20 protein-coding genes are annotated in these 17,723 nt (G+C 68.0%); 10 read left to right on the top strand and 10 right to left on the bottom strand.

Annotation, left to right across the window (positions count from 1 at the left end):
- The first annotated feature begins 15 nt into the window (after positions 1-15).
- The 4 genes from JC881_RS23895 to JC881_RS23880 are packed head-to-tail and all read left to right on the top strand — an operon-like array spanning position 16 to position 3,714.
- Positions 16-321: a FeoA family protein gene (locus JC881_RS23895; protein WP_198788207.1), complete on the top strand. Its 306-nt coding sequence runs from the start codon at positions 16-18 to the stop codon at positions 319-321.
- Positions 314-2,209 carry a ferrous iron transporter B gene (gene feoB / locus JC881_RS23890; protein WP_198788206.1) on the top strand — a complete coding sequence of 632 codons (1,896 nt, stop codon included), beginning with the start codon at positions 314-316 and terminating at the stop codon, positions 2,207-2,209. The genes JC881_RS23895 and feoB overlap by 8 nt, the downstream gene beginning before the upstream one ends.
- Positions 2,210-2,243: 34 nt before the next feature.
- Complete coding sequence (locus tag JC881_RS23885; protein WP_198788205.1) at positions 2,244-2,525, top strand: DUF6587 family protein; 282 nt, start codon at positions 2,244-2,246, stop codon at positions 2,523-2,525.
- 4 nt (positions 2,526-2,529) lie between these two features.
- On the top strand, positions 2,530-3,714 hold the full coding sequence (locus tag JC881_RS23880) for an FAD-dependent monooxygenase (RefSeq protein ID WP_198788204.1): 1,185 nt from the start codon (positions 2,530-2,532) through the stop codon (positions 3,712-3,714).
- 23 nt (positions 3,715-3,737) lie between these two features.
- Here the strand turns inward: JC881_RS23880 and JC881_RS23875 are convergent, their stop codons facing one another.
- From JC881_RS23875 to JC881_RS23835, 9 genes are all read right to left on the bottom strand, one after another.
- Complete coding sequence (locus JC881_RS23875; RefSeq protein WP_198788203.1) at positions 3,738-4,988, bottom strand: SMI1/KNR4 family protein; 1,251 nt, start codon at positions 4,986-4,988, stop codon at positions 3,738-3,740.
- Between the two features lie 73 nt (positions 4,989-5,061).
- Positions 5,062-5,718 (bottom strand): reverse transcriptase domain-containing protein, encoded by a 657-nt coding sequence (locus tag JC881_RS23870; RefSeq protein WP_332875277.1) that lies wholly within the window; start codon positions 5,716-5,718, stop codon positions 5,062-5,064.
- A gap of 947 nt (positions 5,719-6,665) precedes the next feature.
- Positions 6,666-7,514, bottom strand: a complete 849-nt coding sequence (kynA, locus tag JC881_RS23865) for a tryptophan 2,3-dioxygenase (RefSeq protein ID WP_198788201.1) — start codon at positions 7,512-7,514, stop codon at positions 6,666-6,668.
- Between the two features lie 16 nt (positions 7,515-7,530).
- Entirely contained in the window at positions 7,531-8,028 is a 498-nt protein-coding gene (locus tag JC881_RS23860) for a hypothetical protein (RefSeq protein ID WP_198788200.1), read from the bottom strand.
- Positions 8,029-8,042: 14 nt separating this feature from the next.
- Positions 8,043-9,320, bottom strand: coding sequence for a kynureninase (gene kynU, locus JC881_RS23855; protein WP_198788223.1), 1,278 nt, complete (start codon positions 9,318-9,320; stop codon positions 8,043-8,045).
- 133 nt (positions 9,321-9,453) lie between these two features.
- On the bottom strand, positions 9,454-10,101 hold the full coding sequence (gene kynB, locus JC881_RS23850) for an arylformamidase (RefSeq protein WP_198788199.1): 648 nt from the start codon (positions 10,099-10,101) through the stop codon (positions 9,454-9,456).
- A gap of 39 nt (positions 10,102-10,140) precedes the next feature.
- Positions 10,141-10,494: a YkgJ family cysteine cluster protein gene (locus JC881_RS23845; RefSeq protein WP_198788198.1), complete on the bottom strand. Its 354-nt coding sequence runs from the start codon at positions 10,492-10,494 to the stop codon at positions 10,141-10,143.
- A gap of 26 nt (positions 10,495-10,520) precedes the next feature.
- On the bottom strand, positions 10,521-11,456 hold the full coding sequence (gene argF / locus JC881_RS23840; RefSeq protein ID WP_198788197.1) for an ornithine carbamoyltransferase: 936 nt from the start codon (positions 11,454-11,456) through the stop codon (positions 10,521-10,523).
- The gene (locus JC881_RS23835; protein ID WP_198788196.1) at positions 11,453-12,661 is read right to left on the bottom strand and encodes an aspartate aminotransferase family protein; all 1,209 of its coding nucleotides are present in this window, start codon (positions 12,659-12,661) and stop codon (positions 11,453-11,455) included. Before JC881_RS23835 ends, argF begins: the two co-directional genes overlap by 4 nt.
- Positions 12,662-12,832: 171 nt before the next feature.
- Between JC881_RS23835 and JC881_RS23830 the strand changes: the two genes are divergently transcribed.
- A complete protein-coding gene (locus JC881_RS23830) occupies positions 12,833-13,237 on the top strand; it encodes a DUF3579 domain-containing protein (RefSeq protein WP_198788195.1) in 405 nt (134 codons plus the stop codon).
- A 133-nt stretch (positions 13,238-13,370) separates the two neighbouring features.
- Here JC881_RS23830 and rpsT read toward each other — a convergent pair whose 3' ends face one another.
- On the bottom strand, positions 13,371-13,685 hold the full coding sequence (gene rpsT / locus JC881_RS23825) for a 30S ribosomal protein S20 (protein ID WP_007831346.1): 315 nt from the start codon (positions 13,683-13,685) through the stop codon (positions 13,371-13,373).
- Positions 13,686-13,802: 117 nt separating this feature from the next.
- Here rpsT and murJ point away from each other — a divergent pair, with 117 nt between their 5' ends.
- The 5 genes from murJ to JC881_RS23800 all read left to right on the top strand — a co-directional run bounded on the left by murJ (position 13,803) and on the right by JC881_RS23800 (position 17,722).
- The gene (murJ, locus tag JC881_RS23820) at positions 13,803-15,356 is read left to right on the top strand and encodes a murein biosynthesis integral membrane protein MurJ (protein WP_198788194.1); all 1,554 of its coding nucleotides are present in this window, start codon (positions 13,803-13,805) and stop codon (positions 15,354-15,356) included.
- 71 nt (positions 15,357-15,427) lie between these two features.
- A complete protein-coding gene (locus JC881_RS23815; protein WP_198788193.1) occupies positions 15,428-16,282 on the top strand; it encodes a SirB1 family protein in 855 nt (284 codons plus the stop codon).
- Positions 16,279-16,719, top strand: a complete 441-nt coding sequence (locus JC881_RS23810) for a bleomycin resistance protein (protein WP_198788192.1) — start codon at positions 16,279-16,281, stop codon at positions 16,717-16,719. The genes JC881_RS23815 and JC881_RS23810 overlap by 4 nt, the downstream gene beginning before the upstream one ends.
- 129 nt (positions 16,720-16,848) lie before the next feature.
- Complete coding sequence (locus JC881_RS23805; protein ID WP_198788191.1) at positions 16,849-17,277, top strand: YciI family protein; 429 nt, start codon at positions 16,849-16,851, stop codon at positions 17,275-17,277.
- A 28-nt stretch (positions 17,278-17,305) separates the two neighbouring features.
- Complete coding sequence (locus tag JC881_RS23800; RefSeq protein WP_198788190.1) at positions 17,306-17,722, top strand: YciI family protein; 417 nt, start codon at positions 17,306-17,308, stop codon at positions 17,720-17,722.
- Position 17,723 lies beyond the last annotated feature (1 nt).

Genomic DNA, 17,723 nt, shown 5'->3' with positions numbered 1-17,723 from the left:
GGGCGCCGCCCCACCGTGCGAACCAACGATTTCGGCACCGCGCCGGCCTCCACCGCCGTCGCTCTGCGCCTCGACCAGCTTCCCAACAACCAATGGGCCACCGTGATCGACGTGGCCCGTCCCGAGGGCGCGGACGACCGCGAACTCGTGCTGCGCCTGACCGAAATCGGCTTCGTTCCGGGCGAAGCTGTGCGCATCGTCGCGAGCGGCATCCCGGGCCGGGAGCCGCTGGCGGTGCGGCTGGGCCACACCACCTTCGCATTGCGCCGCCACGAGGCCGCGCTGATCCACGTCACACCCGGAGCCGCCAATCATGGCTGAAGCCGTCATCCAGGGACCGGGCGGTTTCGCCCCCACCGCCCAGCCGGGGCGCATCGCGCTGCTGGGCAACCCCAACTGCGGCAAGACCGCGCTCTTCAACCTCCTGACCGGCAGCCGCCAGAAGGTGGCCAACTACGCCGGCGTGACCGTCGAGCGCAAGGAAGGAACGCTCCGCACCCCCACGGGCCGCCGCGTCTTCGTGCTCGACCTGCCGGGCGCCTACAGCCTGAATGCGCTGAGCGCCGACGAGGCCGTCACCCGGGACATCGTCACCGGCCAGAGCAACGAAGCGCTGCCCGACCTCCTGGTGTGCGTGACCGACGCGACCAACCTGCGCCTGAACCTGCGCCTCGTGCTGGAGGCCCGCAAGCTCGGCCTGCCGATGGTGGTGGCGCTCAACATGACCGACATGGCCAAGAAGCAGGGCATCGCGGTGGACACCGCGGTGCTCTCGCGCGAACTGGGCGTGCCGGTGATCGAGACCGTCGGCGTCCACACCGGCGGCGCGAAGAACCTGCTCGAAGCGCTCGACGCACCGGTCGCCGCCGCAGCGCCGCAGCCCTGGCAGGCGCCGGGCCTGGACGACGTGCTGGCCACGCAGCGCGAGGTGCGCCGCATCCTGGGCCTTGCGGTGAAGGAGCCGGTCGGCAGCCTTGCCACCAGCGACCGCATCGACCGCGTGGTGATGCATCCGGTGTGGGGCATGGTGGTGCTGGCCGTCACGATGTTCCTGATGTTCCAGGCCGTGTTCAGCTGGGCCAACGTGCCGATGGACGCCATCAAGGCCGGCACCGAGGCCCTGGGCGGCCTGCTCAAGACAGCCATCCCCGAGGGCATGCTGCAGAGCCTGCTGGTGGACGGCGTGATCGCCGGCGTGGGCGGCGTGATCGTGTTCCTGCCGCAGATCCTGATCCTGTTCCTCTTCATCCTCGCGCTGGAAGACTCCGGCTACCTGCCGCGCGCGGCCTTCCTGCTCGACCGCGTGATGGGCACCGTGGGCCTGTCGGGCCGCTCGTTCATTCCGCTGCTCTCCAGCTTCGCCTGCGCCATTCCGGGCGTGATGGCCACGCGCACCATCAGCAACTGGCGCGACCGCATCACCACCATCATGATCGCGCCGCTCATGACCTGTTCGGCGCGGCTGCCGGTGTATGCGCTGCTGATCGCGGCGTTCATTCCGGCGCGCACGGTGGGCGGCGTCTTCAACCTGCAGGGCGTGGTGCTGTTCGCGCTGTACGTGTTCGGCATCGTCTCGGCGATGGCGGTGGCCTGGGTGATGAAGCGCTTTCGCGACAACACGCAGCATTCGCCGCTGCTGATGGAGCTGCCCGCCTACCGCTGGCCGAACCCTCGAAACCTGGTTGTGGGACTTTATGAACGAGCATGGATCTTCCTCCAGCGCGTGGGCACGATCATCCTCACGCTCACGATCCTGCTGTGGTTCCTCTCGACCTTCCCGTCGCCGCCCGAAGGCGCCACGGGGCCGGCCATCCAGTACAGCCTGGCCGGCATGATCGGCCGCGGGCTCGAATACATCTTCGCGCCCATCGGCTTCAACTGGCAGATCTCGATCGCGCTGGTGCCCGGCATGGCGGCGCGCGAAGTGGCGGTGGGCGCGCTGGGCACGGTGTACGCGCTGTCGGCCACCGGCGACGATGTGGCGGGCGCGCTCGAGCCGCTGATCGCCGGCAGCTGGTCGCTGGCCACGGCGCTGTCGCTGCTGGTCTGGTACGTGTTCGCGCCGCAATGCATCTCGACGCTGGCCGCCGTGAAGCGCGAGACGGCCTCGTGGAAGTACGTGTGGATCATGGCGGGCTACCTGTTCGCGCTGGCTTATGCCGCGTGTTTCATCACCTACCACGTTGCAGTGGCACTGGGCGCGGGTTAAAACCGCTCCTGACGCTGAAAGGTTTGAAGAAGAAATGGCACAGCAACTGATCGTCGGATTGATCGTCGCAGCGGCCGCGCTCTATGCGGTGTGGCGCTGGATGCCCGCAGGCTGGCGCCGCAGCGCCGCCTACAAGCTCGCGGCCGGCTCGCAGCGCGCGGGCCTGGTCGACCAGGAGCGCGCCAACCAGCTGGCCGCATCGCTCGCCAAGAGCTCGGGCTGCGGCTCGTGCGACACCTGCGGCAGCTGCGCTCCCAAGAAACCCGGCAACACCAACGCCACGCAAGCCGACAAGGCCCTCTCGAACAGTCTCTGAGCCGATGCCCACGCACATCCTCGTCGCCGGGGGCGGCATCGGGGGGCTGGCCACGGCGCTGGCGCTTTCGCGGGGCCGGCATCGCGCCGACGTCTTCGAGCAGGCGAGCGCCTTCGGCGAGATCGGGGCCGGCGTGCAACTCGGGCCCAACGTCACGCGGCGTCTTCAACAACTGGACCTGGGCTCGGGCCTCGCGAAGATCGCGGCGCGCCCCGATGCGCTGGTGGTCCGCAGCGCTGGCAGCGACGCCGTGCTGGCCCGCCTGCCGCTGGGCGATGCGATGCAGCAGCGCTACGGCGCCCCTTATTTCTGCGCCCACCGTGCCGACCTGCATGCGCTGCTGCTCGAAGCGGTGCGCGCGCGTGGCACCGGCGCGCTGGTGACCGCCGCGCAGATCACGCAGATCGAGACCAGCGACGACCTCGTGTGCGTCTCGAGCACCGACGCGCGCGCCTGGGAGGGCGAGGCGCTCGTGGGTGCCGATGGCCTGTGGAGCCTGGTGCGGCGCCAACTCGACACCCCCTCGGCTGCGGAGCCGCCGCGCGTCACCGGCCACACGGCGTGGCGCGCGCTGGCTCTGCAAAGCGATCTGCCCGCTGCATTGCGGCGCCAGCAAGTCGACGTCTGGCTGGGCCCGCACCTGCATGCCGTGGCGTACCCGGTGCGCGGCGGCGAGTGGCTCAACGTGGTGGTGATCGCCGAATCCGCCCCGGCCGGCGATGCGCGCGACTGGGACCAGTCCAGCAGCATCGCGGCCCTGCAACGGGCCACGGGCCGCAGCGGCGGCGGCCTGCAGGCGCTGCTCGAAGCGATGCCCGGCTGGCGTGCCTGGTCGTTGAGCGACCGCGCGCCGTTGACCTCCGCTGCCGACATGGCACATGAGCGCGTCGCGCTGGTGGGCGACGCGGCGCACCCGATGGTGCCGTACCTCGCGCAGGGCGCCGGCATGGCGATCGAAGATGCGGTCGCGCTGGCCGATGCGCTCGGCGATGGCAGCGCGGCCGATGTGCCCACAGCCTTCGCGCGCTACGCCGAGGCGCGCTGGCAGCGCAATGCGCAGGTGCAGGCGCGTGCGCGGCGCAATGGCGAGGTCTTCCATGCCACCGGCGTGATGCGCGTGGGGCGCGACCTCGCGATGCGCTCGCTCGGCGCGCGGTTGCTCGACCAGCCCTGGCTGTACGGGGCGTGAGCGGCGGTTGAGCGCCCCGACCTTCAGAGCCTGAAGGTTTGCAGGTGCTCGATGCGTTCGGCCAGCCCTTCCGGCCCGAGGTAGTGCCCGAGCGAGCCATCGCGCACTTTCACGAGCGTCGTCTCCAGTTCCGCCAGCATCGCGTCGCGTTCGGCCACGAAGGCCGGCGGCACGTCGATGCCGGTTTCCGTACAGGCATCGGCGATGAGATGCGCGCTCGCAGGCGCACCGCAGGCCACGCACTTGACGATTGCCGCGACGCTCGGCTCGGCGCCGTTGGCCAGCAGTGCGCTCGTGAGCTCGGGCGCGATCTGTCCGTCGACGTTGCGCAAGGCATCGGCCGCCACCGGCGCGCCCGCGCGCACCAGGGCCGCGGTCGCTGCGAAGGCGCTCTGGCCCAGCGCCACGTCGGTCGCGAGCGCGCTGCCTTGCTGTGGCCCGTCGAAGCGCACGCCCGAGGCGGCGAGCTCGACCACCAGCGGCGCATCGTCCGTCGCGATCGCGTGGTGCAGCGCCGCGCGCGCGAGCGCCGGGTGATGGCGCAGCGTGCCGTCCGCGAGCGGCGTGCGCCAGTCGACCACCGCGCGGCAGTAGAAGGTGACCAGCTTGTCCATCAGGTCGAGGTCCAGCCCGTGGTCCTGGTGGCGGTCGTCCAGGTACTGCAGCAGCGTCTGCCCCGAGAAGTAGTCGCTCGTGGGGGCCAGCGGGTCTTCGTCCAGGTGCAATGCGGCGAAGGCGCCGTGCAGGTCCGGTGCGACGGCACTCAGCGTGTCTTCGTGCAGCGCGTGCGTCCAGGCCGGCGGCAGGCCCTGCTTCCATGCGATGACCCGGCCGTAGGCCTCGCCGGGCTCGACCACGGCGTAGACGCGGTCCAGGTACTCGAAGCCGCCGAAGGGCAGGTGGGTGAGCTTGCCGCTCCAGGGTGCGCCGCCGTCCACTGCGGCGTCCTGCGCCAGTTCCTGCTCATGCTCGATCCAGCCCTGCAGGTCGCGGTAGCCGTCGCTGCCGTCCCAGAAGATTTCCGACCAGCTCACGCTCTCGATGTTGCCGTTCATCGGCAGCGCGAGGTCGTAGTCGAGGCGCCCGCCCGCCGTCTCCTGCCACAGCGCGACCAGCGCTTCGGGAATCGGCCCTGCGCAAAGCGCCTGCACGGCCGCGATCTGCTGCGCCGGCATCGGCGGCTGCGCATCGAAGATCACGCGGTCCGCGAACAGCACGACGCCGTGGGCCCGCAAGGTGGCGATCTCGTCGGGTGAGAACCGGATGTTGTGCATGGCAGTCGCCTCCGTCGTTGTTGCCAAAAATGTAGCGCTTTGCGCAGGCGTAGCAAGCACTACATTCGAAGGTTCAGCCCGGCGGCGGCGCGGCCGCCGGCCATTCGATGCGTTCGAAGAGGCGCATGAGTCTCGTCTTGCGCGCCGGATTGAACTGGCCGATCCACGCGATGTGGCCCAGCAGGTGGCCGCGAAAGTCGATCACCTTCGCGCGGTTCTGGCTGGCGGGGCCGTGCAGCACGCACTGATGCAGCACGGCTTTGAGTCGATCGAAGTCGACGCGCGGCGTGTTCGCCTTTTCGTTCACGACCACGCCCGTCACGCGCTGCTGGTGGTGCCGCGGCATGCAGCGCACCTTGTGTGGATGGAGCGCGAAGCCCTCGTCGGCGGCGATGCCTTCGACCCATGCGCGCAGGGCGTTGAATTGCGCGCGCAGCGATGCGGGCCCCGAGAACACGAGATCGTCCGCATAGCGCGTGTAGGTGGCGCCGAAGACCCACGCCAGCCCTTCGAGCCGCAGGTCGAGGCGAAAGGCGCAGAGGTTCGCGAGCGCGGGCGAGCACGGCGAGCCCTGCGGCAGATGCGCCTCGGCCAGACGCTTGGCGCCCATCCAGTCGAGCCCGCCGTCGTCGCGAAGACGATCGATCACCGCTGGCGACGTGCGGTGCGTGCACAGCGCGGTGAGCGCGCGCCACGCCGTCGGGATAGCCCAGCGTGCGCCACAGCGCATGCACGCGCGATGCGCGAACGCTGGGAAAAAAGTCGCGCAGGTCGAAGCCGATCACCACCTCCTGGCCGACGTGTGCGGCCGCGTGGCTCGCGACCGAGCGCTCCTGCACGAAGCCATGGGCCGCCTCGTGCACGGGCACCCGCTGGAGCAGATCGTCGAGGATGCGGCGCTGCACGCGCTTCAAGTCTGCCTTCGGAATCTCGAGCAGCCGCAGGCCGCCGAGGCGCTTGGGCTGCAGCTGGTAGCGGTAGTGCGATGCGGGACGCGGGCGCGATGCGTCTGGCGCGCGGAAGGCCTGCGATGCCGCGGTGAGCCATGCGAGGCGGTCGGGTTCGAGTTCGAGCCACTGCGCGAGATCGGCCAGCGTGGGCAGGCGGGGCAGGGCGAAATCGTCCAGGCCCATCGGGCGTGGCAGCATCTCGGCCGGCCGCAGGATGAGCCGGCGAATGCGCGGCAATTCGTCCTGTTCGAAAGCCATTTCCAGCGCCGGCGTGTCGAGGATCGTCTGGGTCAGGCCTTGCAGATCGGTGCGCTGCCATGTCGCGAGCGACCGTGTGCCGAGTTCTTCGGCCAGCAGTTTGAGCCACGGGGGACTGGCGCCCAGCGCGGCCTCGGCCCGCGCACGCAGCGCATCGGGCGCGGTGCCGCCGGGCTGCAGCGCGTCGGCCAGCAGGGCGTGCGCGAGGCCGCGTGCAATCCATTCCCTGTAGCTCGGTTCGCGCGTCATGAAGGCGGTGAAGTGGAACGAGGTGGCAACCGGCCCTTCAACCAGCCGGTGATGCGCCAGCTGCGCTGCGCGACAGCGCAGTCCCGCTCACGCGCCGAAATGCGTACCCATCCATCGACCGCGGGGGTGCCCCGCAGCACAAGGAAAGCGACGAATCGCCTGCCTTGTCGAGTCTTGAAGGTCCGGTGCCGCGGCGATTGTTGCACGCGGCCCGTGACGCTCAGAGGTCGGTGCGCAGCTTCCAGATCTCGGGGAACAGCACCACGTCCAGCATCTTGCGCAGATAGCTCACGCCGCCCGTGCCGCCGGTGCCGCGCTTGAAGCCGATCACGCGCTCGACCGTGGTCACGTGGCGAAAGCGCCAGAGGCGGAAGGCGTCTTCCAGGTCGGTGAGTTTTTCGCCGAGCTGGTAAAGGTCCCAGTGATCGTGCGGGTTGCGGTAGACCGTGAGCCATGCCGCCTCGACGCCGTCGCTCGATTCGTAGGGCTGCGTCCAGTCGCGCTCCAGCCGGTCGGCCGGCACCGGCAGGCCGTGGCGCGCGAGGAGCCGCAGCGACTCGTCGTAGAGCGATGGCGAGCGGTAGGCCTCCTCGACCTGCGCGAGCAGGTCGGCACGGTGCGCATGCGGCTTGAGCATCGCGGCGTTCTTGTTGCCGAGCGCGAACTCGATGCAGCGGTACTGCGCGCTCTGGAAACCGCTGGAGTTCGCGAGGTACGGACGCATCGCCGTGTACTCGGGCGGCGTCATGGTCGAGAGCACGGTCCACGCGCTCACCAGCTGTTCCATGATGCGGCTCACGCGCGCGAGCATCTTGAAGGCGTCGGCCAGTTTCTCGCCGGCGATGCAGCTGGTGGCGGCGCGCAACTCGTGCAGCATGAGCTTCATCCAGAGCTCGCTGGTCTGGTGCTGCACGATGAACAGCATCTCGTCGTGAGCGGGCGAGAGCGGATGCTGGGCGTTGAGGATCTCGTCCAGGTGCAGGTAGTCGCCGTAGCTCATGGACTTGCTGAAGTCCAGCTGCGCCTTCTCGTCGTGGACGATGTGCTCGGGGGATTTGTCGGTGCTCATGGTGTGCGCAGGCCGGTCATCGCCAGACGACGGCGGTATAGGAAACGCGGCCCATGCCGGACTCTTTCTTCGGGTAGACGAAGCGCACGACCTCGCCGGTGCCCACGCTTTTGCGCTTGAACTCCTGATAGGTCTCTCCGCCCGGGATGCGGCCCTTGTCGGCCGGTGCGTAGCCCGCGCCGCGCGCTTCCTTCACCAGCGTTTCGAACGCGGCCTTGTCGGTCGTCGAGAGCTGGATGGTGTTCTCGCCGGCACGGCTTTCCACGTAGGTGGACTTCATGAGGTTCGTGGTCTCGCCGTCGACGAACTTCTCGTACTCGATCATGCTGACCTCCTCGGTCACGGTCTTGTCCCTGTAGGAGAAGCCCTGGCGCTTGATCTCCTGGCGGAAGGCATCGGGCGCCATTGCGGCGAAGGCCCTGAGCTGTGGCAGGGTGAAGGCCGGCTGCTGCGCGAAGGCCGGGGCGGCCGCGAGAAAGAGCGAAGCGATGGATGCGATCAATCGGTGTTTCATGGGGCGGGCGCTGCTCATGTCACTGCGTTCTTGCGGTTGAACTCTTCGCGCTTCCACTCGCCCGATTCGAGCACCTGCACGAGGTGTTCGACCGAGTTCCATACGTCCTCGAAGCCGAGGTACAGCGGCGTGAAGCCGAAGCGCAGGATGTCGGGCATCTGCGAATCGCCGGCGCGGTAGTCGCCGATCACGTCGCGCGCGATCAGCGCCTGCACGATGGCGTAGGCGCCTTCTTCGCGGCTGAGGCACACCTGCGAGCCGCGTTTCGCATGGTCGCGCGGCGTGATGAGCGAAAGGCCTTGATTCGCGCAGCGTTCTTCGACCAGCGCGATGAAAAGGTCCGTGAGCGCGAGCGACTTGGTGCGCAGCGCGGCCATCGCGCCCTGGTCCTTGTTGAAGGCTTCGGCGGCGAGCACGGTGTCCAGGCCGCATTCGAGGCCTGCGAGCGCGATGATCGGCTGCGTGCCGCAGAGGTAGCGGCCCACGCCCGGCGCGGGCCGGTAGTGCGGCGTGAATTCGAACGGCGCGGCGTGGCCCCACCAGCCCGACAGCGGCTGCTCGAACTGGCCTGCGTGCCGGGTGTTGACCCATGCGAAGGCCGGCGCGCCGGGGCCGCCGTTCAGGTACTTGTAGCCGCAGCCGATCGCGTAGTCGGCGTTGCTGTCGTTGAGCGCAACCGGCACGGCGCCCGCGCTGTGCGCGAGGTCCCACACCGTGAGCGCGCCCGCAGCGTGCGCGGCGGCGGTGATGGCCTTCATGTCGTGCATGGCGCCGGTGCGGTAGTTGACGTGCGTGAGCATCAGCACGGCCACTTCTTCATTCAGCACCGCGGGAAGCTCGCTCGCATCGATCAGCTTGAGCGTGAAGCCGCGCTCGCGGCAGAGCGACTCGGCGATGTAGAGGTCGGTCGGGAAGTTGCTGCGCTCGCTCACCACCAGCTTGCGGCCGCTGTCCTTCTGCTGGGAGAGCGCGGCGAACAGCACCTTGTAGAGGTTGACCGAGGTGCTGTCGGTGCACACCACCTCGCCGGGCGCGGCGCCGATGAGCCGCGCCACCTTGTCGCCCAGGCGCTGCGGCAGGTCGAACCAGCTCGCGGTGTTCCATGAGCGGATGAGGCCTTCGCCCCATTCCTTGGTCACCACTTCGGCGATGCGCGCGGGCGCAGCCTTCGGCAGCACGCCAAGCGAATTGCCGTCCAGGTAGAGCACGCCCTCGGGCAGGATGAATTGGTCGCGCAGGGCGCGCAGCGGGTCTTGCGCGTCGAGCGCGCAGCAATCGTCGAGGGTCATGATGGGTCTTGTGGGATCGGGGTTGGCGATGCTTCGGTCGTGGAACACCGCGGAACCAGCTTTGCCGGGCCGCTGGTGTTGCCCCCGGCGAGGGGGTTGGCGTAGCGACACGAAGTGCGCGAAGACTGGGGGAGATTCATAGACTGCGCAGCACGGCGCGAACGGGGGAGGCATCGGCGCTCACCAGCTTGAGCGGCAGCGCGATGAGTTCGTAGTCGCCCTCGGGCACGTCGTCGAGCACGAGGTTCTCGAGCACGCGCAGATCGAGGCGGCGGATGCGTTGGTGGCTCTCCAGCGTCTTGCTGTCGGCCGGGTCGATGCTGGCGGTGTCGATGCCGATGAGCTTCACGCCCATCGCTGCCAGGCGCTCGACGGTGGCGGGCGCGTAGGCCGCGAGTTGCGGGTCCCAATGGCCGACGGGCATCGCGGCGTAGGTGCGCACCAGCACGCGGGGCGGCAGGTCGCTCGTGACCGCATGCGCGATGTGCTCCCACTCGATCAGCGGGCCCTTGGCGATGGCATGGATCACCCGGCAGGGGCCGAGGAAGGGCGCGAGATCGACGTGGCCTATGGTCTGGCCTTCGGGGTCGTAGTGCAGGGGGGCGTCGGCATGCGCGCCGATGTGGGGCGAGAGCGTGATCTCGCTGACGTTGACCGGGCAGTCCGGAGAAATGGTCGCGGCCCAGCGCTGCTGGTAGGGCGTGTCGCCGGGGAACACCGGCGCGCCTTCATGCACCGGGGGGGAGATGTCCCAGACGCGGGGTTGGGGTTGCAGAGAACGCATGGCGCGAAGTTAGCGCCGGGCGAGGGGTCGTGGTGTCGGTTATTTCCAACACTCCACGTGACCAGATGATGTGCCTCCGGAATCCAGCGATGAGAGCGCCGGGAGCCCGTGCCGGGCGCGCGCCCGCTCGCACGCGTCGCTGCCGGACTGCAGCTCGTGGCACGGGTTGGGGCGCCACTCGTAGATGCCGCAGGCCACCGACTGGCCGATCTTTCCGGTGAGCGCTGCGCAGCGCATCGGCGTGTGGTCGGTGCCGCGCATGCGGCAGAGGGCGTTGTTCACCTCGACCGCCAGGCCGGACGGCACGCGGCCGCCGTTGTCGTCGAGCTCATGCACGCTGAAGTCGACGCGGTAGGCGGCGCAGCAGGCGCCGCATTGCTGGCAAGGGGACACGCGGCCGCGCCTTCTTCGTCAGGGGCTCAGAGCTTTCCGAGCAGCAGGAACTCCATCAGGGCCTTTTGTGCGTGCAGGCGGTTCTCGGCCTCGTCCCACACCACCGACTGCGGCCCGTCGATGACCTCGGCCTGCACTTCCTCGCCGCGGTGTGCGGGCAGGCAGTGCATGAAGAGGGCGCCGGGCTGGGCGATGCGCATCATGTCCTCGTCGACGCACCAGTCGGCGAAGGCCTTGCGGCGCGCCTCGTTCTCGGCTTCGTAGCCCATGCTGGTCCAGACGTCGGTGGTGACGAGGTCGGCGCCGCGGCAGGCTTCCATCGGGTCCTTGAAGACCTTGTAGCTGTCGCCCGAGCGGATGCCGGCGATCGACTGGTCGACCTCGTAGCCGCTGGGGGTGCTCACGTGCACGGTGAAGCCCAGGATCTCGGCCGCCTGCAGCCAGGTGTTGGCCATGTTGTTGCCGTCGCCCACCCAGGCCACGGTCTTGCCCTGGATCGAGCCACGGTGCTCGATGTAGGTGAAGATGTCCGCGAGGATCTGGCAAGGGTGGAACTCGTTCGTGAGGCCGTTGATGACGGGCACGCGCGAGTGCGCGGCGAAGGTGTCGATCTTGGTCTGCTCGAACGTGCGGATCATCACGAGGTCGACCATGCGGCTGATGACCTTGGCGCTGTCCTCGATGGGTTCGGCGCGGCCCAACTGGCTGTCGCCGGTGGTCAGGTGCACCACGCTGCCGCCCAGCTGGTACATGCCGGCCTCGAAGCTCACGCGGGTGCGGGTGCTGGCCTTCTCGAAGATCATGGCCAGCGTGCGGTCGGTCAGCGGCTGGTGCTTTTCATACGTCTTGAACTTCTTCTTGATGATCGCCATGCGATCGAAGAGGTAGACGTACTCGTCGGCCGTGAGGTCGGCGAACTGCAAGTAGTGGCGGATGGTGGGCGGTGTCGTGACGGTCGTCATTGCGCGGCAGGCTCCGACAGGAAGTTTTTGACGATCGGCGCGAGGATCGCGACGATCTCGTCGGCCTCGGCAATGCTCAGGATGAGCGGCGGCACGAGGCGGATCACCTTGTCGGCCGTCACGCTCAGCAGCAGGCCGGCGTCGCAGGCGCGGTTCAGGATCACGCCGCACGGACGGTCGAGCTCGATGCCCAGCATCAGGCCCTGGCCGCGGATGTCCTTCACGCCCGGCAGGCCGCCGATTTCCCGCTCCAGCGCGGCTTTGAGGTGCGCGCCCACGGTGGCGGCGTTCTCCAGCAGCTTGTGCTCTTCCATGATGCGGATGGTTTCCACGCCGGCACGCATCGCGAGCGGGTTGCCGCCGAAGGTGGTGCCGTGGTTGCCCGGGCCGAAGATGTTGGCGGCCTTGGGGCCGGCCACGACGGCGCCGATCGGCACGCCCGAGCCCAGGCCCTTGGCCAGCGGCATCACGTCGGGCTTGATGCCCGCCCACTGGTGGGCGAACCACTTGCCGGTGCGGCCCATGCCGCACTGCACTTCGTCGATCATCATGAGCCAGTCGCGCTCGTCGCAGAGCTGGCGCACTTGCTTCAGGTAGTCCACGCGCATCGGGTTGATGCCGCCTTCGCCCTGGATGGTCTCGAAGAACACCGCGACCACGTTCGGGTTGCCTTCGGTGGCTTTCTTGAGCGCCTCGATGTCGTTCAGCGGCACGCGGATGAAGCCCTCCACCAGCGGGCCGAAGCCGGCCTGCACCTTGGGGTTGCCGGTGGCTGACAGGGTGGCGATGCTGCGGCCGTGAAAGGCCGCTTCGTAGACGACGATCTCGGGGCGCTCGATGCCCTTGTCGTGGCCGAACTTGCGCGCGAGCTTCAAGGCTGCTTCGTTGGCTTCGAGGCCGGTGCAGCAGAAGAAGGCGTTGGTCAGGCCCGAAAGCTCGGTCAGCTTGGCGGCCAGTTGCTCCTGGCCGGGCACGTGGTAGTAGTTGGAGCTGTGGATCAGCTTGGTCAGTTGGTCCTGCAGCGCGGGCACCAGCTCGGGGTGGTTGTGGCCCAGCGTGTTGACGGCGATGCCGCCCAGACCGTCGATGTAGGCCTTGCCCGCGGTGTCCCAGACTCGGCAGCCCTGGCCATGCGACAGTGCGATCGGCAGGCGACCGTAGGTGTTCATGACGTGGGGCGAGGTGGGTTGGGCGGTAGCGCTCATTGGGTTCTCCAGATAGGGAACGCGGATTCTAGGCGTGCGATTTGACGGCTTCGTTGAGGATTTCGCATTACAGCAATGCCTCCGTTCAGGATGCAAAAAGTGCCCCGGATAGAATCTGTTGCTGCACCGCAGCACCCCGTCTTGGTCGCGCGTCGGTCGCCTCACTCAACGATGATTTCCCCCACTGCCAAAGAAATCTTCATCCAGGGCATCACCCGAGATGGCCGGACCTTCCGCCCCAGCGACTGGGCCGAGCGGCTGGCGGGCGTCATGAGCTCCTTCCGGCCCGGCGGCGCCTTTCCGGGCAGCTACCTGAGCTATTCGCCGTGGTGCGAGCCGACCACCATCAACGGGGTCAAGTGCGTGATCGTGAACCGCGACCTGCGCGATGCCGAGCCCATGGCCTGGGACTTCTGCGTGAACTTCGCCAAGGACAACGACCTGCAGGTCTCCGAGGTGTGCCCGGCGGCACCTGCACCGGCCGTGCCGAAGGCGGCGCAGACGCCCGTGGCGGCAGTGGTGCGCTCGGACCCCGCCGCACCGGTGATTCCCGTCGAGCCGCCCAAGGCCGACTGAATCGACAAACCGGGCCCGACAAACCGAGCGCCCATGAAAAAACCGCCCGAAGGCGGTTTTTTACACTTTGCTGCAGCGCACCCCGATCAAACGGCGGACTGGAGAATTCCGGTCCGGGCTTGCCTGACAGGTGTCAGGCGGCGGCCTTTTCAGGCGCGAGGGCGAGGGCCTTGACCTTGGCCGACAGGCGGCTCTTGTCGCGGGCGGCCTTGTTCTTGTGGAAGATGCCCTTGTCGGCGACGGTGTCGACGATGCTCTGGGCCTTCGCGAAGAGTTCGCTTGCCTTGGTCTTGTCGCCAGCCAGAACAGCCTTTTCGACGTTCTTGACCGCGGTACGGTATTTGGAGCGCAGCGAGGTGTTCGCAGCGTTGAGCTTGGTGTCCTGGCGGACGCGCTTACGGCCGGAGGCGAGGCGCGGGTTCTTTTTCTTGGGCTTGGCGGATGCCATGATTTAGTTCCTTAGGTGTCTGAGGATGATGCAGCAAAGCCCTCCATTATAGGCCGGGTCGGCTTTTCCTCCGAATCGGGCCTTTTCGGGCACTTTCGGGGCCCTACACTCGCCCCCGTGTCCCTGCTCAAATCCGCCTCCACCGTCTCTTTGCTGACCCTCGCCTCGCGCATCACGGGCCTCGTGCGCGACGTGCTCTTCGCCTCGGTGTTCGGCGTCAGCGCCCTCACCGACGCCTTCAACGTCGCCTTCCGCATCCCGAACCTGTTCCGTCGCGTTTTCGGCGAAGGCGCCTTCAGCCAGGCCTTCGTGCCGGTGCTGGCCGCGCGCAAGACCGAAGGCGGCGAGGAGGGCGCCAAGGAGCTGATCGACCACGTCGCCACGCTGCTGACCTGGACGCTTCTCGCGGTCTGCGTGGCCGGCGTGGTCGGCGCGCCGCTGCTGGTCTGGGCCATGGCCAGCGGCCTGAAAGGCTTCGACGCGGCCATCGTCATGACGCGCTGGATGTTCCCCTACATCGGCTTCATGTCGCTGGTGGCGCTGGCCGGCGGCATCCTCAACACCTGGCGCAAGTTCGCGGTGCCGGCGGCGTCGCCCGTGCTGCTGAACCTGGCGCTGATCTTTTCCATCGTGGTCGGCGCGCCGCTGTTCCGGCGCTACGGCATCGAGCCGATCTATGCGCAGTGCGTGGGCGTGCTGGTCGGCGGCGTGCTGCAGCTGGCGCTGCAGATTCCGGCGTTGCGCGCCCTGAACCTGATGCCGCGCCTCGGCGCGAGCTTCAAGGCGCTGCGCACCGCCTGGACCGATCCGACCACCCGCAAGGTGATGAAGCTCATGCTGCCCGCCTTGCTGGGCGTGAGCGTCGCGCAGATCTCGCTGCTCATCAACACGCAGATCGCCTCGCACCTGGCGACCGGCAGCGTGACCTGGGTGGTCAACGCCGACCGGTTGATGGAATTCCCCACCGCGATGCTCGGCGTCGCGCTCGGCGTGGTGCTGATGCCGCAGCTGTCCAGCGCCCGCGCCGCCAAGGACGACGCGCGCTATTCCGCTTTGCTCGACTGGGGCTTGCGCCTCGTGGTGCTGCTCTCGGCGCCGTGCGCCATTGCGCTGCTGCTCTTCGCGCAGCCGCTGGTCGCCGTGCTCTTCCACAACGGCGCCTTCGGCGACGAGGACGTCAAGCGCACCACGCTGGCATTGATGGGCTACGGCGTGGGCCTCGTCGGCATCGTGGCCATCAAGATCCTCGCGCCCGGCTACTACGCCAAGCAGGACACGCGCACGCCGATGCTGATCGCCGTGGGCGTGCTCGTCTTCACCCAGGTGCTCAATTTCTTCCTGGTGCCGGTGCTGCAGCATGCGGCGCTCACGCTCACCATCGCGATCGGCGCGCTGGTCAATGCGACCTGGCTGCTGGTGGGCCTCATCCGCCGCGGCAGCTACGCGCCCGAGCCCGGCTGGGGCAAGTTCACGCTGCAGGTGCTGGCCGGCACGCTGGTGCTGGCGGCGTTCCTCGCGTGGGGGGCGCGCTATTTCGACTGGATCGGCCTGCGCGCGCAGCCGCTGCACCGTATCGGCCTGCTGGCCGCGCTCGTCGCGGGCGCCGCGCTGATCTATTTCGCCATCCTGGCGGCGGTCGGGGTGCGGCTGCGCAGTTTCATGCGCCGGTGAGTCGTTTGGCCGCTTGGCAATACGCGTGTGTCCCGCCTTGACGCTCCCCGGATGCTCCTCTACAAAGACACATGACGTTCACATTTCAGGTCCCCACCGCTCTGGAATATTTCGAATCGCTCGTCCGCAGCGATGACCAATTCCCGCTGCTCGAGGCCGCCGCCAGCCTGGCGCAGGACGAGTACCCCGAGCTGGACGTCCAGCAGGTCCTGGGCGACGTCGACCAGATCCTGGCCCGCCTCAAGCGCCGCCTGCCGGCCGATGCCGCACCGCTCGCCCGGCTGCGCGCGCTGAACCAGTTCTTCTTCAACGACCTGAACTTCGGCGGCAACGTCAACGACTACTACGACCCCGACAACAGCTACCTGAACGCCGTGCTGCGCACCCGCCGCGGCATCCCGATTTCGCTCGCGGTGCTGTGGATGGAGCTCGCGCAGGGCCTCGGGCTGCAGGCGCGCGGCATCGGTTTTCCGGGGCACTTCATGCTCAAGGTCACGCTGCCCAAGGGCCAGGTGGTGATCGATCCGTTCACCGGCAAGTCGCTCTCGCGCGAAGAACTCGGCGAACGGCTGGAGCCCTACAAGCGCAGCAACGGGCTGGTCGGCGATTTCGACGTGCCCCTGGGCCTGTACCTGCAGCCGGCCAGTTCGCGCGAGATCATCAGCCGCATGCTGCGCAACCTGAAGGAAGTGCACCGCGCGCAGGAAGACTGGCAGCGCGCCATCGCCGTGCAGGACCGCCTCATCGCGCTCCTGCCCAGCGCCTGGGGCGAGTACCGCGACCGCGGCATCGCGCACGCCGAGCAGGGCAACACGGCGCTGGCGGTGCGCGACCTGGAGGTCTATCTGACCAATGCCGAGGACGCCCTGGACATCGACGCCATCGCCGAGCGCGTGGCCGCCCTGCGCCGAACGGCCAACGGATGACCGCCGAGGCCGGCGTAAGTGGCGTTGGCGGCGCGGCGCCCGACCTGGGCACCCTGCACCAGTTCCACGGCATGCAGCCGGTGCTGCCGGTCTCGGACGTCACGCGGGCCGCGCGCTGGTTTCGCGACGTGCTGGGCTTCGAGCTCGATTTCATCGCCGGCGAGCCGCCCAGCTACGCGCGAGTAAAAAAAGGCGACGGCAGCCATGGCGATCCGGTCTACCTGCGCCTGTGGCAATGCAACACGCGCGGCACGCCGCCCTGGCGCGGCGAAATCGTCATCCACGTGGGCAAGGACATCGACGGCCTGCACGCCGCCTATGTGAAGCGCGGCGTGACGGTGATCGAGCCGCCCATCTCCCAGCCCTGGGGCCTGCGCGAATTCGCGATCCGCGAGCCCGATGGCCACGTGCTGCGCTTCTGCGGCTACCTGCCCTGAATTTCTGAAACACAAAATTACATCTGGACCGATGCGAACGTGTCGATCCCGCTTCCGTTCGTCCGACGTGAGTACAGGAGCACGCCAATTCAGCGGCTCCCGATTTCATCAACCTTCAGGAGAAACGACATGCGATTCATGATTCTGGTCAAGGCGAACAAGGATTCCGAAGCGGGCGTGATGCCCAGCACCGAAATTCTCACGGAAATGGGCAAGTTCAACGAAGAGCTGGTCAAGGCCGGCGTGATGCTGGCGGGCGAAGGCCTGCACCCCAGCGCCAAGGGCGCGCGCGTGCGCTGCGAAGGCTTGAAGCGCACCGTCATCGACGGTCCCTTCGCCGAAACCAAGGAGCTGCTGGCCGGCTTCTGGCTGCTGCAGGTCAAGTCCAAGGAAGAGGCCATCGAGTGGATCAAGCGCAGCCCCTTCCAGGAAGGCGAGATCGAGATTCGCCAGGTGTTCGAAGCCACCGATTTCGGCGATTCGATGACGCCCGAACTGCTCGCCCAGGAAGACCGCCTGCGCGCCGAATCCGCCAAGCGCACCGGCGCCGCCGGCTGAGCCCACCGCATCCCAAGGAGAAAACACCATGCGATTCATGATGCTGATGATTCCCCACGGCTACGAGACGGCCGCGCCCGGCACGATGCCCGAGGACCGCGAGGCGATGGCCGCGATGATGGCCTACAACGAATCCCTGCAGAAAGCCGGCGTGCTGATCAGCTGCGACGGCCTGCACCCGCCCTCGATGGGCGCGCGCGTGAGCTTTCCGGGAAAGAAGGCAAAGGTGGTCGACGGCCCCTTCGCCGAGGTCAAGGAAGTGCTCGGCGGCTACTGGGTCATCGAGGTCGCCTCGCGCGCCGAGGCCATCGAATGGGCCACGCGTTGCCCGGGCGGCGAGAACGAGGTCATCGAGGTGCGCCAGATCCAGGAGCTGGAGGATTTCTCGCCCGACCTGCAGGCCGTGGCCGAGGGCTTCCCGTCGATGCAGACGGTGAAGAAATAAC

Source organism: Variovorax sp. IB41, from assembly GCF_016405905.1.
Lineage (GTDB): Bacteria > Pseudomonadota > Gammaproteobacteria > Burkholderiales > Burkholderiaceae_C > Variovorax.
This window is presented reverse-complemented; position numbering and strand designations above follow the sequence as displayed.

Bases quoted from the DNA above. Each gene is read 5' to 3' on its own strand.
- feoB (WP_198788206.1), top strand. From the start codon at position 314: ATGGCTGAAGCCGTCATCCAGGGACCGGGCGGTTTCGCCCCCACCGCC.
- JC881_RS23885 (WP_198788205.1), top strand. From the start codon at position 2,244: ATGGCACAGCAACTGATCGTCGGATTGATCGTCGCAGCGGCCGCGCTC.
- JC881_RS23880 (WP_198788204.1), top strand. From the start codon at position 2,530: ATGCCCACGCACATCCTCGTCGCCGGGGGCGGCATCGGGGGGCTGGCC.
- JC881_RS23875 (WP_198788203.1), bottom strand. From the start codon at position 4,988: ATGCACAACATCCGGTTCTCACCCGACGAGATCGCCACCTTGCGGGCC.
- JC881_RS23870 (WP_332875277.1), bottom strand. From the start codon at position 5,718: ATGCGCTGTGGCGCACGCTGGGCTATCCCGACGGCGTGGCGCGCGCTC.
- kynA (WP_198788201.1), bottom strand. From the start codon at position 7,514: ATGAGCACCGACAAATCCCCCGAGCACATCGTCCACGACGAGAAGGCG.
- JC881_RS23860 (WP_198788200.1), bottom strand. From the start codon at position 8,028: ATGAAACACCGATTGATCGCATCCATCGCTTCGCTCTTTCTCGCGGCC.
- kynB (WP_198788199.1), bottom strand. From the start codon at position 10,101: ATGCGTTCTCTGCAACCCCAACCCCGCGTCTGGGACATCTCCCCCCCG.
- argF (WP_198788197.1), bottom strand. From the start codon at position 11,456: ATGACGACCGTCACGACACCGCCCACCATCCGCCACTACTTGCAGTTC.
- JC881_RS23835 (WP_198788196.1), bottom strand. From the start codon at position 12,661: ATGAGCGCTACCGCCCAACCCACCTCGCCCCACGTCATGAACACCTAC.
- JC881_RS23830 (WP_198788195.1), top strand. From the start codon at position 12,833: ATGATTTCCCCCACTGCCAAAGAAATCTTCATCCAGGGCATCACCCGA.
- rpsT (WP_007831346.1), bottom strand. From the start codon at position 13,685: ATGGCATCCGCCAAGCCCAAGAAAAAGAACCCGCGCCTCGCCTCCGGC.
- JC881_RS23815 (WP_198788193.1), top strand. From the start codon at position 15,428: ATGACGTTCACATTTCAGGTCCCCACCGCTCTGGAATATTTCGAATCG.
- JC881_RS23810 (WP_198788192.1), top strand. From the start codon at position 16,279: ATGACCGCCGAGGCCGGCGTAAGTGGCGTTGGCGGCGCGGCGCCCGAC.
- JC881_RS23805 (WP_198788191.1), top strand. From the start codon at position 16,849: ATGCGATTCATGATTCTGGTCAAGGCGAACAAGGATTCCGAAGCGGGC.
- JC881_RS23800 (WP_198788190.1), top strand. From the start codon at position 17,306: ATGCGATTCATGATGCTGATGATTCCCCACGGCTACGAGACGGCCGCG.